This window comes from Marinobacter sp. (assembly GCF_040904845.1).
In the GTDB taxonomy this organism is placed as follows: domain Bacteria; phylum Pseudomonadota; class Gammaproteobacteria; order Pseudomonadales; family Oleiphilaceae; genus Marinobacter.
Genome location: NZ_JBBDSR010000005.1, coordinates 1 through 13,048 on the forward strand (window position 1 = coordinate 1; position 13,048 = coordinate 13,048).

14 protein-coding genes are annotated in these 13,048 nt (G+C 57.6%); 9 read left to right on the forward strand and 5 right to left on the reverse strand.

The window, feature by feature from the left end:
* Nucleotides 1-80: 80 nt before the first annotated feature.
* The 4 genes from WD429_RS00750 to bluB are packed head-to-tail and all read left to right on the forward strand — an operon-like array spanning nt 81 to nt 4,274.
* Nucleotides 81-1,400: a cobyrinate a,c-diamide synthase gene (locus WD429_RS00750; protein ID WP_368420255.1), complete on the forward strand. Its 1,320-nt coding sequence runs from the start codon at nt 81-83 to the stop codon at nt 1,398-1,400.
* A complete protein-coding gene (gene cobO / locus WD429_RS00755; protein WP_368420256.1) occupies nt 1,393-2,004 on the forward strand; it encodes a cob(I)yrinic acid a,c-diamide adenosyltransferase in 612 nt (203 codons plus the stop codon). The genes WD429_RS00750 and cobO overlap by 8 nt, the downstream gene beginning before the upstream one ends.
* 13 nt (nt 2,005-2,017) lie before the next feature.
* A complete protein-coding gene (locus WD429_RS00760; RefSeq protein WP_368420257.1) occupies nt 2,018-3,505 on the forward strand; it encodes a cobyric acid synthase in 1,488 nt (495 codons plus the stop codon).
* Nucleotides 3,506-3,563: 58 nt separating this feature from the next.
* The gene (gene bluB / locus WD429_RS00765) at nt 3,564-4,274 is read left to right on the forward strand and encodes a 5,6-dimethylbenzimidazole synthase (RefSeq protein WP_368420258.1); all 711 of its coding nucleotides are present in this window, start codon (nt 3,564-3,566) and stop codon (nt 4,272-4,274) included.
* Here the strand turns inward: bluB and WD429_RS00770 are convergent.
* The 5 genes from WD429_RS00770 to WD429_RS00790 all read right to left on the reverse strand — a co-directional run bounded on the left by WD429_RS00770 (nt 4,271) and on the right by WD429_RS00790 (nt 9,192).
* Complete coding sequence (locus tag WD429_RS00770; protein WP_368420259.1) at nt 4,271-5,569, reverse strand: MFS transporter; 1,299 nt, start codon at nt 5,567-5,569, stop codon at nt 4,271-4,273. The two genes, bluB and WD429_RS00770, sit on opposite strands and share 4 nt — an antisense overlap.
* Nucleotides 5,570-5,653: 84 nt before the next feature.
* A complete protein-coding gene (locus WD429_RS00775; protein ID WP_368420260.1) occupies nt 5,654-6,178 on the reverse strand; it encodes a methylated-DNA--[protein]-cysteine S-methyltransferase in 525 nt (174 codons plus the stop codon).
* Nucleotides 6,175-7,689 carry an AlkA N-terminal domain-containing protein gene (locus tag WD429_RS00780; RefSeq protein WP_368420261.1) on the reverse strand — a complete coding sequence of 505 codons (1,515 nt, stop codon included), beginning with the start codon at nt 7,687-7,689 and terminating at the stop codon, nt 6,175-6,177. The genes WD429_RS00775 and WD429_RS00780 overlap by 4 nt, the downstream gene beginning before the upstream one ends.
* Nucleotides 7,690-7,752: 63 nt before the next feature.
* Nucleotides 7,753-8,514: an adenosylcobinamide-GDP ribazoletransferase gene (locus tag WD429_RS00785; RefSeq protein WP_368420262.1), complete on the reverse strand. Its 762-nt coding sequence runs from the start codon at nt 8,512-8,514 to the stop codon at nt 7,753-7,755.
* A gap of 162 nt (nt 8,515-8,676) precedes the next feature.
* Nucleotides 8,677-9,192: a phage integrase N-terminal SAM-like domain-containing protein gene (locus WD429_RS00790; protein WP_368420263.1), complete on the reverse strand. Its 516-nt coding sequence runs from the start codon at nt 9,190-9,192 to the stop codon at nt 8,677-8,679.
* Between the two features lie 344 nt (nt 9,193-9,536).
* Between WD429_RS00790 and WD429_RS00795 the strand changes: the two genes are divergently transcribed.
* The 5 genes from WD429_RS00795 to WD429_RS00815 all read left to right on the forward strand — a co-directional run bounded on the left by WD429_RS00795 (nt 9,537) and on the right by WD429_RS00815 (nt 12,925).
* A complete protein-coding gene (locus tag WD429_RS00795) occupies nt 9,537-9,863 on the forward strand; it encodes an antibiotic biosynthesis monooxygenase (RefSeq protein WP_368420264.1) in 327 nt (108 codons plus the stop codon).
* 72 nt (nt 9,864-9,935) lie between these two features.
* Nucleotides 9,936-10,511, forward strand: a complete 576-nt coding sequence (locus tag WD429_RS00800; RefSeq protein ID WP_368420265.1) for a hypothetical protein — start codon at nt 9,936-9,938, stop codon at nt 10,509-10,511.
* Between the two features lie 117 nt (nt 10,512-10,628).
* Nucleotides 10,629-11,126, forward strand: a complete 498-nt coding sequence (locus WD429_RS00805; RefSeq protein ID WP_368420266.1) for a DUF3291 domain-containing protein — start codon at nt 10,629-10,631, stop codon at nt 11,124-11,126.
* A gap of 94 nt (nt 11,127-11,220) precedes the next feature.
* A complete protein-coding gene (locus WD429_RS00810) occupies nt 11,221-12,096 on the forward strand; it encodes an exonuclease domain-containing protein (RefSeq protein ID WP_368420267.1) in 876 nt (291 codons plus the stop codon).
* A 409-nt stretch (nt 12,097-12,505) separates the two neighbouring features.
* Nucleotides 12,506-12,925, forward strand: a complete 420-nt coding sequence (locus tag WD429_RS00815) for a hypothetical protein (RefSeq protein WP_368420268.1) — start codon at nt 12,506-12,508, stop codon at nt 12,923-12,925.
* Nucleotides 12,926-13,048: the final 123 nt, after the last annotated feature.

The following is a 13,048-nucleotide window of genomic DNA, read 5'->3' on the forward strand; positions in this document are numbered from 1 at the left end:
ATCCATGTTTTTGACGGTCCCGGAAGGCTGTACCCGCCCCCGGCCGCCCAAATTCAGTGGTAGGCGAACCAAGGGTTAATATGAAGGCAACTGTACCAGCCGCAATGATTACCGCTCCCGGCTCCGGCCAGGGTAAATCCATGGTGACCGCAGCCCTGGCCAGACTGCACCGCAATGCCGGGCGCAAGGTGCGGGTGTTCAAGCACGGGCCGGATTATCTCGACCCCATGGTGCTGGAAGCGGCCTCAGGCCAACCGGTGTATCAACTACATCCGTGGATGACCGGCGAGGACGAGTGCCGCTGGCGACTGACGGAAGCCGCCCAGGATGCCGACCTGGTCCTGGTGGAAGGTTCCATGGGGCTGTTTGATGGTGATCCCTCGAGCGCGGATTTGGCCAAGCTGATGGGGATTCCCGCACTACCGGTGATCGACGCCCGGGGCATGGCCCAGACGTTTGGGGCCGTGGCTCTGGGGCTGGCCAGTTTCGATCCGGAGTTGCCGGTTCATCAGGTGATCGCCAACCGCATTGGCAGCGCCCGCCATGGGGATATGCTGCGTGAGAGCCTGCCGGACGGTATCAGTTTATTGGGGGCGATTCCCCGCAATGAGGCCATGAGCATTCCGGACCGGCACCTTGGCCTGGTTCAGGCCGGTGAACTGGGCGATCTGGACCAGCGTCTGGATGCCGCCGCAGAAGTGCTGGCGGAGGCCGGGCTGGATGGTTTGCCCCAGGAAGTTACTTTGACCGCCGAAGCCCCGAAACCACCACCCCGGCTGCTTGAAGGCGTTCGCATCGCCATTGCCCGGGATGCTGCATTCAGTTTTCTCTACCGCGGCAATCTGGACCTGCTGGCGCTCATGGGGGCCGACCTGACGTTCTTTTCGCCACTGACCGACAGCGGCTTACCTGAGACGGATGCCCTGTGGTTGCCCGGCGGCTACCCCGAACTGCACGGCGCTGCACTGGCGGCGAACACGGCGATGCGTGCGGCGATTCGTCAGCATCACGCCGCCGGCAAGCCATTACTGGCAGAGTGCGGCGGGCTGATGGCCTGCACGGAAAACCTGGTGGATAAGAAGGGTGATAGCCACACCATGCTGGGCCTGATGCCCGGTCGTGTGGAAATGGCCGGCAAGCTGCAGGCGTTGGGGCTGCAAAGCCTGACTACGGTTCAGGGTGAACTGAGGGGACATACTTATCATCATTCCCGCCTGGATACCGGCTGGTCTCCCGTGGCTCGCACCCGCAAACTGGCCGGCACCGAAGCCGAACCGGTGTTCTGCCACAACGGCCTGGTGGCCAGCTATTTCCACGGTTACTTCCCCTCCGCACCGGAACTGGTGGCGGCGATTTTCCGGGGTGAACCCATTCGAGTGAAGGAGAACCAACATGCGTGAACGCGCGAAAGATCCCGAACGCCATGCCCGACGCATGGAAGCCAAACAGAAGATCATGCAGGAGCGCATTGCCAACGCCCAGAAAGAGCAGGGCGTATTGCTGGTGCTCACCGGCCCCGGCAAGGGCAAGAGCAGCTCCGGCTTTGGCATGGTGGCCCGGGCTCTGGGCCATGGCATGAAGGTGGGCATCGTCCAGTTCATCAAGGGCGCGTTCAGTACCGGTGAGGAAGCCTTCTTCCGGGACCTGCCCAATGTGGATTACCACGTGATGGGCCAGGGTTACACCTGGGACACCAAGAACCGGGAGCAGGATGTGGAAGCCGCCAATGCCGCCTGGGATGTGGTCGCCGCCATGCTGAAAGACAACAGTTACGACCTGATCCTGCTGGACGAACTCAACATTGCCCTGAAGTACGATTATATTGACCTGGACCGCGTACTGGATGACCTGCAGGGCCGGCCGGAGATGCAGCATGTGGTGGTTACCGGTCGCTCGGCTCCCCAGGAGTTGGTGGATCTGGCCGATACGGTCACGGAAATGGGCGTGGTGAAACACGCCTTCAAGGACCTGGGCGTGAAGGCCCAGAAAGGCGTAGAGCTGTAACGGGCCGGAACCCATGACCACACTGATGATACAGGGCACCACCTCTGACGCCGGCAAGACCACGGTGGTCGCGGCCCTGTGTCGGTGGCTCGCGCGCCAGGGGGTCTCGGTGGCACCGTTCAAACCCCAAAACATGGCCCTGAACAGCGCGGTCACCGTGGACGGTGGCGAAGTTGGCCGGTCAACCGCCTTGCAGGCCCTGGCTTGTGGCCTGGAGCCCCACAGCGACATGAACCCGGTGCTGCTCAAACCCCAGAGTGACCGTGGTGCCCAGGTAATCCTGCGCGGCAGGGTTCACGGCAACATGGACGCGCTGGATTACCACGCTTACAAGGCGCAGGCGATGACCTCTGTGATGGAAGCCTGGCGTGCCCTGAGCGCCCGTTATGACGTGATCATCGCCGAAGGTGCCGGCAGCCCGGCCGAGATCAACCTGCGCACCAACGACATCGCCAACATGGGCTTTGCGGAAGCGGCAGACTGCGCGGTGCTATTGGTGGGCGATATTGATAAGGGTGGTGTGTTTGCGCAGCTGGTCGGTACCCTGGAGCTGGTCTCCGACAGCGAACGGGTGCGCACCAAAGGCTATATCATCAACCGCTTTCGGGGCGATAAAGCGTTGCTGGACCCGGGCCTGGACTGGCTCACCGAGCGTACCGGCAAGCCCGTGCTTGGCGTGCTGCCCTACCTGCATGGCCTGGTGATTGATGCCGAAGACAGCGTGGGTACCAGCGGCAGCAGCGAGGCCGGCGCGCTGAACGTGATTGTTCCGGTACTGCCTCGCATCAGCAACCACAACGATTTCGACCCTCTGCGCCTGCACCCGGGGGTGAATCTTCAGTTTATCGGTCCCGATCAGCCGATTCCCCCGGCGGACCTGATCCTGTTGCCCGGCAGTAAAAGCACTCGCCACGATATGGCGTGGCTGCGGGCGCAGGGCTGGCCGGCGGTGATACAGAAACACCTGCGATACGGCGGTAAGGTCTTCGGCATCTGCGGCGGCTTTCAGATGCTGGGCATTGAGATCGAAGACCCGGACGGGCTGGAAGGCGAGGCCGGCAGCACCGAAGGCCTGGGCCTGCTGGACATCACCACGCGCATGGTGGCCGGAAAACAGCTGAAGGACGTGAGCGGCACGCTGACCATCGGCCTGGAGCGAGCCGGTTTCACCGGCTACGAAATGCACAACGGCGTCACCACCGGAGCGGCTCTGGCATCACCCATAGCCATACTGGATGGCAAACCGGACGGTGCCATCAGCGACGATGGTCAAATCGCGGGTACCTACATTCACGGCATCTTTGATCAACCCGAAGCCTGTCGCGCGATACTGCATTGGGCCGGCCTGGGTACCGACACAAAGCTGGGCGGCGCGGCCGTGAATTACCAGCAACACCGCCAACAACAACTGGACCGGCTGGCCGATCTGGTGGAAGAGCATCTCGACACAGACTGGCTACGCAACCTGCTCGGCCTGAGCCACAACACCGCCGACCAATAAAAACGTAGGTCGGGTTAGCGCAGCGTAACCCGACACCCAAACAGGACACCTAAATTCGATGACCGACCATAACCGCCCTTTCAGCGATGACGAACGCGATGGCCTCTACCGCGCCATCCACGAACGCCGCGATGTCCGTTCCCAGTTCCTCCCTGCCCCGATCCCGGCGGATGTCCTGGCCCGCCTGCTTAACGCCGCGCACCATGCCCCGTCGGTGGGCTTTATGCAGCCCTGGGATTTCATCGTCATCGACAGCCTCGAGGTGCGCCAGTCCGTTCTCGACATCTTCGAGGAGGAAAACCGAAAGGCCGCCGACAACTACACCGGCGAGCACAATACCCGTTACAAGAGCCTGAAACTCCAAGGCATTCTCGAAAGCCCCATCAACCTCTGCATCACCTGCGACCGCAGCCGCGGCGGCACCCACGTACTGGGCCGAAACTCCATTGTGGAAACCGACCTGTTCAGCACCTGCCTGGCGGTACAGAACCTGTGGCTGGCCGCCCGTGCCGAGGGTATTGGCGTGGGCTGGGTCAGCATTCTGGACCAGGAGAAGCTTGCCAATACTCTCAACCTGCCAGAACAGGTCTACCCCCTGGCCTACCTGTGCCTCGGCTACGTCAGCGAATTCCTCGACCAGCCGGAACTGCAGGCCAAAGGCTGGCGGTCACGGTTGCCGATCGAGGAACTGGTGCATGGCAACCGCTGGGGACAGCCGCTGGGTAACGAGCCCCTCAACACAGCACTGAAAACCCGCAAACCGCGTTAATCCTTCTTTTCAGTGGCCGGTACGGTCAGCATCAGCAGGAACCCCACCACCAGAAAAACCAGAATGGTACTCATCCCCCAGCGTTGGCTGTCTGTTACCGCGGTCACCCAGCCCACCAGCAGCGGGCCGGCGAAGGCCGTGGCCTTGCCGGAGAAGGCAAACAGACCAAACATCTGGGTTTGCAGGTGGGGCGGGGCCACGCGAGCCAGGTGGGAACGGCTGGCGGACTGCAGCGGCCCCACGAAAATGCCCAGGATCATGCCCCAGATCCAGAAAGCGGTGGCACCGTCCACCAGCAGGATGCCCAGCGCACTGGTGCCCAGCCCCACCAGGGAAAGCAGAATGGTGTTGCGCCCACCGAGGGCGTCGTCTATCCAGGCAAAGCCCACAGCCCCCACCCCGGCCGTCACATTCAGGGCGATGGCGAATTGCAGCACTTCGGTGGTGCTCATATTGAAGGTGCCAGCGGCGTATACACCGCCGAAGGTGAAAATGGTGGCCAGGCCGTCGGTGTAGAGCATGCGCGCAATCAGGAAGCGTACGATGTCCTTGTACTGGCGGACATGGGCAATGGACTCCTTCAATTGCCCGAACCCGGCACGGGTGGCGGCCGCCAGGCCCAGGCCTGTGGACGGTCGGTCCGGAATGAAGAAAAACGCTGGCAGGGCAAATACCAGATACCAGATCGCAACCAGAACGAAGGTGGCGCGAACATGCTCGGCTTCATCGCGGTTCAGGTTGAACAGGTTGGCATCGGTTTCGATAAAGCCGTAAAGGGCGACCACCAGAGCCAGAACACCCCCGGTGTAACCCAACCCCCAGGCCCAGCCAGACCAGCGACCAGTGCGTTCCTGGCTGGCCAGGTCCGGCAGCATGGAGTTGTAGAAGATAAAGGCGAACTCGGCACCGAGTGTGCCTATGCCGACCCAGAGTGCGGCTTTCCAGAACTGGTCCTGATCCGGTGTGACCGTCCATAACATGGCGCAAGCCGCCACACACAGCAGGGTAAAGGTAATAAACCAGGGCTTACGGCGGCCAGACTGGTCTGCAATGGCCCCCAGAATCGGTGCCAGGATGGCAATGATGATCCCGGATATGCCCACGATGTTGCCCCACGCCTCGGTGCCGGCCACTTCATCCCGCATCACCGATACGCTGAAATACTGAGCAAAAACAAAGGTCAGAATGATGGTAAAAAAGGCGCTGTTGGCCCAGTCATACAGCGCCCAGGACCAGAGTGCGCGTTTGTCTTCGTGCGCAGCCCCGGAGTGGGCGAGAGGCATCTGCAATGGCATGTGCGGCTGAACTCCTGTTCCTTGTGAGGGGCATCCGTGCGGTGATTGTGGCCGTTAAACCGGCAAATGCCCAGCCCCGCCGGGTTAACCCGCCCTGAGGTTGGCCGCCTCATGGTCCAGCAGCCAGGCCTTGCGCTCCAGGCCACCGGCATAGCCGGTAAGGGTACCGTTGGCACCGATCACCCGATGGCAGGGAATCAGGATGGCGACCGGGTTCAGCGCATTGGCTCGCGCCACGGCACGCACCGCTCTGGGATTGCCCAGTGTTTCAGCCAGTGCCCCATAGGAGCGGTGCTGGCCTGCCGGAATGCCGGTAAGCCCCTGCCAGACCTGCTGCTGGAACTCGGTTCCGGTCAGCCGGATGTGGCTCAGCGGCAGGGGCTGTAGAACGCCGTCAAAGTAGGCTTCCAACCACTCGATAACTGCGGCCGGTGCTGATCCTGGCTGTTCCCGCCAGTGAATATCGCGAAAACGCCGACCCTGCAGGGTGTGCATACGCGCCTCGTTGTCCTCGAAATCCAGGTGCACCAGTTGGTTATCCATCGTGGCCAGGCTCAGCGGGCCAACAGGACTGGGAAAACGGCTGACGTGGATTTTGGTGGTCATCATCGTGTCTCCTGCCGTGTCGATTGAGTTGCCAGCGTCGCCCATAGGTATTGGGCGGCGTAGGCCCGCCACGGTCGCCAACGCTCGGCATGGTGGGTGAGGGCTTTGGCATTATCCGGTGCACCAATTCGGGCCGCCGCCTTGAGTATGCCCAGATCCGTTGCCGGAAAGGCGTCTGGATCGCCCAGGCCACGCAGCGCCATATAGCTGAGTGTCCAGGGCCCGACGCCGCGCAGTGCGGCCAGTTGCTGGAGCAAGGTGTTGCCATCGAGTTCTGCGAAGCCGGGTTCGGCAAAGCGGGCAACAACACGGGCCAGGGTATCGGCCCGGCTTCGGGTCAGCCCGATCTGGCCAACGGCTTGTCCCGCAAGCTCTTCTGGTGCCGGAAACCGATGGGTAATCCCGGTGCCTGCAATCAGGTCATCCGGAAGAGCAACGCCGTAACGACCAACCAGGCGACCGGCCAGTGTTCGGGCGGCGGCCACGGATATCTGCTGGCCCAGAATGGCCCGCACGGCGAACTCGAACCGGTCCCAGCAGCCGGGCACTCGCAGACCGGGAAACTGATTGATCACGGGCTGCAGGAGTGGGTCGCAGGCCAGGTGATCCGTGATGCCGGGCAAGTCGGCATCCAGATCAAACAGGCGACGCACCCGTGCACTGATATCCAGAATGGCGTTTCTTGCCGGCCCGCGCAGGATCACCTGCATGCCCGGCTTATCTGTGAGTGGACGGCAAATCACCAGCCCTGGCTTGCCCTGCAGGTGAACGGCACGGGCGTAATAGTGGTCACCCACCGATTCCAGACCGGGAATGGCGCGAGCGCGGAAGAATGCCAGCAACGCGTCGCCGTCGAACGGTGGTCGTGCCTGCAGGAACAGCACCAGATCATCGCGAGCTGGCAGGAAAGGATCATCGAACGGGTGCGGCATAGAGGGGGCTGAAGACTGCCTGATCCCCCGGCGGAAAGCCGTGGGTGCATTGCCATAGGCCGCTTTCAGGCTGTGATTGAAGCGGCGCAGGCTACCAAAACCGGCGATACTGGCAATCTCAGTCATGCTCAGGTTGCTGTCCACAATCAGTTGCCGTGCCCGCAATAACCGCCGGGCCTGGGCATGTTGCTGGGGCGTTGCTCCGGTGTGGCGTTTGTAGAGTTGGCGCAGGTAGCGATCGGTAATGCCCAAACGCTCCGCCAGTTCCGCCACCGAACCGTTATCCAAGGCACCCTCTTCCACCAACCTTACGGCCCGCGCCAGAGTAGTGTGCACACCGGCCGCTGCCGGGCTGCCCGGTGCGGCTTCCGGCCGGCACCGCAGGCAGGGGCGAAATCCGTTAGCCATCGCGGTTTCTGCCGAGGGGTAAAAGCGCACATTGCCGCGCTTGGGTGTAACAGCGGGGCAGATCGGGCGGCAGAAAATTCCGGTGGTTAGCACAGCGGTATAAAAGCGACCGTCGAAACGGGCGTCCCGGGTTTTCAGTGCCTGGTAGCAAAGGTCATCGGTTAATGTGTCCATGCCTGCCAGTGTATCAGCGCAGCGCGGGAAAACTCGCCGAATTCGGAACTGATGGCTTGCCCCTCAGATCGCCAGCCCCAGCAGCAGAACCAGTTCGCCAAACACCACGCTGGCACCCAGAGTATCGCCTGTGTAGCCGCCCAATTGCCGCCGCAGGTAGGCACCCCACACCAGAGCCGTCCCCAGGGTAGCTAAACCAAGCCACAGCCACAGGGCTGGCTCTGGCGGGATCAGCAACGCGGATACAAAAATCGTGAACAGCGCCGCAAGCATCAGACGAGTGCGTGAAAAATTATCCGCCACCGGTTTGCTCTTGCTGTTGTCCGGATCGGTTACGTAAGGCAGGAAGCCCATGATCAGCAACGGGGCCATCCGCGCCACCATGGGAGCCAGCAGCAGGGCAAGCCAGACCGGACTTGCCTCGGCCAGCAATCCCACCTTGAGCGCCAACGCCACGATCAGAGCCACCGTGCCATAGGTGCCAATGCGACTGTCCTTCATGATCCTCAGCTTGGCTTCAAGCGAGTAGCCGCCACCCAGTGCATCCACGCTGTCGGCCAACCCGTCTTCGTGAAAGGCCCCGGTAATCCACAGGTGAAAACCCGTGACCAGACCAAGACATACCAATGGGCTCCAGACATGAACAAGCGCGAGGTAAAGCCCCGCGTAAATCCCCCCAAGCAATAGACCAACCACCGGAAAGTAAATGACGCACTGATTCATCAGGCGATCGGAGTAATCGATGCGAACGAGCATGGGGATACGGCTCAGGAACCCGATGGCCAGCCAGAAGGCCTGCCATTCTCTGCTGATGATCTGCTTCATGGTTGGTAAGCTTGTGGCTCTTGATTTGATGGACGCATTCTGTGGATTTGCCAGTGTACCACCGCAGCGCACGTGTGCCTCCACGGACAGGACCGGATGTTCCGTGTAGTTTTCAACCCGCCTCTATGTGCTCAGGCATCCAGTTGGCTGCTGATTCCTCGCTCACAGAGTGTGAGCGCGAATTCCACCCGGTTTTTCAGGCTTTCGCAAATGGAGGATGGCAAAATCGTGCGCCGCCTCCATCACCCGCAACCCTGAACCATACATCAGGCTGGCCACCAGCCGGTTGGTGCCCTGCATATTCGACAACACCGACATCGCCTCATCATGACTGAACACCGTCGGCAGCTTGCGCCTCCGGGATGTGTTGATGAACTGCAAATCCCCCAGCTGCCGCCCCAGAAACTGGTGGTACATGAAAACCACCGCATTCAGCGCTGTTTTCTGGGTGTTCACCGCGACATTTCGGTTATTCGCCAAGTGGCTCAGCCAGGCATTCACCTCTTCCGCCCCCATAGATTCGGGGTGGCGCTTATTGTTAAAGCGGATAAATCCACGAACCCAATTGCAGTAAGTTTTTTCCGTGCGGTAAGCCAGATGCCGGGCGCGAATAAACGCGCGGAAGCGATCCATAAATCGGGTAGGGATGGCAGGTAGAGGAATTGGAATGTCATCCATGAGTACAAGTCCTTTTAATACTGTATATTTATACAGTTTATATTGAACCTTCGGGACTGACAACTGGGAAAATGATCGTTTTGATCATGAACTGGGTGGCTTTTCAGAATTTTGGTATTTTTTCAGTTAAATCAGTGGTATGTGAGCCTATTCCCAAAATGGGATAGTAGGCTTTATGATCATTTTTGTTTGGGACGGCTCTCGTGAAAACAAACAGAACTTGTTGACCTGGCGGGGTTTTCTGCCTAGTTTTGGGAGATTGTTGAATTGAGATATGAGGCGGTGGAAAAATGATCATCGTGACTCATATACAAATGTTACAAAGCAAGGGAGAGTGTCGAGTAATGATCGCCAGGGAATGGAAATGCCGAGTGCCTGAAGTCCACGCCGAGGGGTTCACGGCCTATCTTTACAAAACCGGTATCAAGGACTCGTCCGCAACGCCCGGTTTTCTTGGCGCTCAGATTCTTCGCCGTTCCTTGGCAGGTAAAGTTGAACTCACTCTCCTCACATACTGGGACAAACTGGAATCAATCAAGGCGTTTGCTGGCAACGATATATCGCAGGCACGGTTGTACCCGGAAGATGAAGTTTATGAGCTTGAGCCTGATCTCTCGGTGCAGCACTATGAGGTCATTGAGCATCAGTTTTCGGCAGAGCAGTGGGGGTAAACGGGTGCACTTGCTTTGTAACCAGTCGTTCAAGTTCGTTCCGGCCTTCGGCCTCCACCGGACGCCCTTTCCATGGCGCCTTTGGCACCATTCCAAGGTCGCCGCTTAACATTGGCGTTAGAGCTCAAGGATGCATCGGTGAGCCATCGACACTTCATCTCGTTACCCGAAAAACAGCAGAATCTGTTGCGCGCTCAGTTTCCTGAGTTGAGGGAGTTGGCGGAAGGTGGGGCTGCAGGGTGCCACCAATTAGCTGTGTCGGTCTTTGATCACTGGTTGTCCCCGAGTGAGGCTGTGAGCGAACTCAATGGAGTCGATTTAGAGTCTCAGACGAACAAGGATGCCAAGCTGGCTGCATTCGCACGGAGTCTTGCCTCTAGGCACCAGTGTTACTTGGTAAAATTCAAAGGTCGGTATCATCAACACCCAACGTTCAGGATATTTACCTCGGATGAAGCGTGTCACCGTTGGCTGACGCCTTTACCTTATAACATCGGCGATAAGGGTAGGTTTTGTTTGGCTTTCCCCCAGCTCGAGATGGTCTATTTTGAGGGGCATGACTTTACTCATCACCTTTACTACAAGGGTGATAGCGGCAAGCCCGTCGTTGAGAAGGCGGCAGCGGATGCAGGGCTCTACTTGCTCTAACCAGTCATTCCAGTCCGTTCCGGCCCTGAAGGGCCTCCACCGGACGGCCTTTTCTCCGCTTCGCTATGCAAAGGCCGCCGCTGAATATTGGCGTTAAGTGTTTCCAGGGAGGAACCTGTGAGTAAGTACCATATCGCTCAACTCAACATCGCCACACTGTTGGCACCCATCGATTCGCCGCAGCTTTCCGATTTTGTTGCCAACCTCGATAGGGCCAATGCGTTGGCAGATGAGTCTCCCGGGTTCGTTTGGCGGCTGCAAACCGAAGAAGGTGATGCCACCGGCATTGATTATTTCGGCTCCGATAAAATCGTGAATCTTTCCCTCTGGAATTCGGTTGAGTCTTTGCACAATTACGTTTATCGGTCTGCTCACGTTGAGATCATGCGCCGCAAGAAAGAGTGGTTTCACAAAATGGGTGAGGCATACATGGTGCTTTGGTGGGTGCCTGCTGGTCACATTCCCTCAATCGAAGAGGCAGCGCAAAAGCTGAACATTCTGCGAGAGCGTGGCCCATCTGCGGAGGCTTTCACTTTCAAGAAAGCCTTCCCGGCCCCCAGTGAATTTGCCAATGTGCCAACCGATACTTGGGGTGGTGAATGTCCAGCCACTTAACAAGGCAATCAAATTCGTTCCGGCCTTCGGCCTCCACCGGACGCCCTGTTCAGGGCGCCGTTTATTGCTGGCGTTATGCGAAAAAGGAGTAGTCATGGAATTTGTTGCAATTGACGTTGAAACTGCAAATGCAGATATGGCTTCAATCTGTCAAATTGGCTTGGCGAAATATAAGGATGGAATACTGGTAGATGAATGGTCTTCACTGATCGACCCAGAAGATTATTTTGACTTTATAAACGTCGATATTCACGGCATTACCGAGGATGACGTAGCGGGCGCTCCGAAGTTCCCGGATGTATTTCAGAATTTATCCAAATTCTTATCTGGTGGTATTTGCGTGAGTCACACGCACTTTGATCGAGTTTCAGTAGGCCGAGCGATTAATAAATACTCCCTAAATACAATTAACACTGTGTGGCTTGATTCAGCAAGGGTGGCTCGCCGTGCTTGGGAAGAGTGCGCATGGAGCGGGTACGGATTATCTAATGTTTGTAAAATTATCGGCTATGAGTTTAAGCACCATGATGCACTGGAAGATGCAAAGGCATCTGGCCAAGTATTAATCGCTGCTATTAAAAAAACAGGGATGGATTTGGAAACTTGGTTTAAGCGAGTTTCTCAACCTATAGATCCTTCAAGTTCGTCGAGCGGCGCGGCCATTAAAAGAGATGGTAACCCTGAAGGAGAGCTGTACGGGGAAATAGTTGTTTTTACTGGCGCATTGGAAATCCCTCGCCGAGAGGCGGCTGATTTAGCATCGTCAATTGGCTGCACAGTTGCGCCAGGAGTTACTAAAAAAACCACCTTGCTAGTTGTGGGCGACCAAGACATTACTGAGATTCTAGGGAAATCAAAAAGCTCAAAACACTTGAAGGCCGAAGAGCTTGTAGCAAAAGGTCACAAAATACGAATAATTAAAGAGAGCGATTTCAAAGAGTTGGTCAGTCAAGCGCATGAAATCGCATAACAAACGGCTGCACCGGACAAATTTCCGCTGTCACCTTTTGTGCAAAAACATGCACAAAAGGCGCCACCAAAAATTCGCTCGGTGAGCCGGGCGTTATGCGCCAATGCTTCTCGGCAACTTAAGCCAGTAGCAATTTGGAAATCACTGCCACGGAAAGGCCGCCATTCTAAAGCGTTTACATAGCGCACATATCTGGTAGTTTCTTTCTGGGTGTTACATCTGGCGTCAGCGCGGTTGCTGTGTCGTTGCTACCAAACAACGTAAGCAAGCACCGCAAATTGTCGCCATAACAAGTCAAGGCACGCGACCCAATACACTCCGCTTGAATTTTGTGCGGAAAATACTCGCACAAAACCCAAGCTCCGGCATCGGGCGCGTGCTTTCAGCGTTATGAAAAAAAGAGGTGCATGTGAATAGAACTGAGAGCTCTATCGAGAGACTATCCAAAGCTCAGCGCAGATATGAAAAATTCAAGAAATTCTTTCTGCAATTTCAACGGAACTTTGCCCTTCTTCAAGGCGACAGTTTTCCGATCAAAGGAATAGATTTCGATCATGATGATGGTGAAAGTAGCAATCTACGCTTCTTAGGTCGGCACTACACCATCGAGTTTGCGATGATTTATGTGGATGACGCTCTCAGGGGGCAGGTAACGTTCAATCGATGCCTAGAGGAGCAGTCTTCGAAATGTCTGCACAGCGTAACGTTTAACGGCGAAGGTGAACTCGATGTCGCCCCTCCTGCAGGAGAGGATACTATGTACATTGATGAAGATTCCTCGTGCTTGGCTTTAGTGCTTGATTGGGTGAGCTCAGAAATCTATTCATAACAAGGCCAGGCACGCGACGCCTACTGCATTGCGGCTTCGCCTCCATTCCGTAGCCGCGCATGCTGGCTGGCGTTGAGGCTGTAGAAAAACCCCGAAATCGCCCTTCGGTTTGGTAGGATCAGG

What these genes read in the sequence shown, in the direction of transcription:
- WD429_RS00750 (WP_368420255.1), top strand. Translation starts at nt 81, where the DNA reads ATGAAGGCAACTGTACCAGCCGCAATGATTACCGCTCCCGGCTCCGGC.
- cobO (WP_368420256.1), top strand. Translation starts at nt 1,393, where the DNA reads ATGCGTGAACGCGCGAAAGATCCCGAACGCCATGCCCGACGCATGGAA.
- WD429_RS00760 (WP_368420257.1), top strand. Translation starts at nt 2,018, where the DNA reads ATGACCACACTGATGATACAGGGCACCACCTCTGACGCCGGCAAGACC.
- bluB (WP_368420258.1), top strand. Translation starts at nt 3,564, where the DNA reads ATGACCGACCATAACCGCCCTTTCAGCGATGACGAACGCGATGGCCTC.
- WD429_RS00770 (WP_368420259.1), bottom strand. Translation starts at nt 5,569, where the DNA reads ATGCCATTGCAGATGCCTCTCGCCCACTCCGGGGCTGCGCACGAAGAC.
- WD429_RS00775 (WP_368420260.1), bottom strand. Translation starts at nt 6,178, where the DNA reads ATGATGACCACCAAAATCCACGTCAGCCGTTTTCCCAGTCCTGTTGGC.
- WD429_RS00780 (WP_368420261.1), bottom strand. Translation starts at nt 7,689, where the DNA reads ATGGACACATTAACCGATGACCTTTGCTACCAGGCACTGAAAACCCGG.
- WD429_RS00785 (WP_368420262.1), bottom strand. Translation starts at nt 8,514, where the DNA reads ATGAAGCAGATCATCAGCAGAGAATGGCAGGCCTTCTGGCTGGCCATC.
- WD429_RS00790 (WP_368420263.1), bottom strand. Translation starts at nt 9,192, where the DNA reads ATGGATGACATTCCAATTCCTCTACCTGCCATCCCTACCCGATTTATG.
- WD429_RS00795 (WP_368420264.1), top strand. Translation starts at nt 9,537, where the DNA reads ATGATCGCCAGGGAATGGAAATGCCGAGTGCCTGAAGTCCACGCCGAG.
- WD429_RS00800 (WP_368420265.1), top strand. Translation starts at nt 9,936, where the DNA reads ATGGCGCCTTTGGCACCATTCCAAGGTCGCCGCTTAACATTGGCGTTA.
- WD429_RS00810 (WP_368420267.1), top strand. Translation starts at nt 11,221, where the DNA reads ATGGAATTTGTTGCAATTGACGTTGAAACTGCAAATGCAGATATGGCT.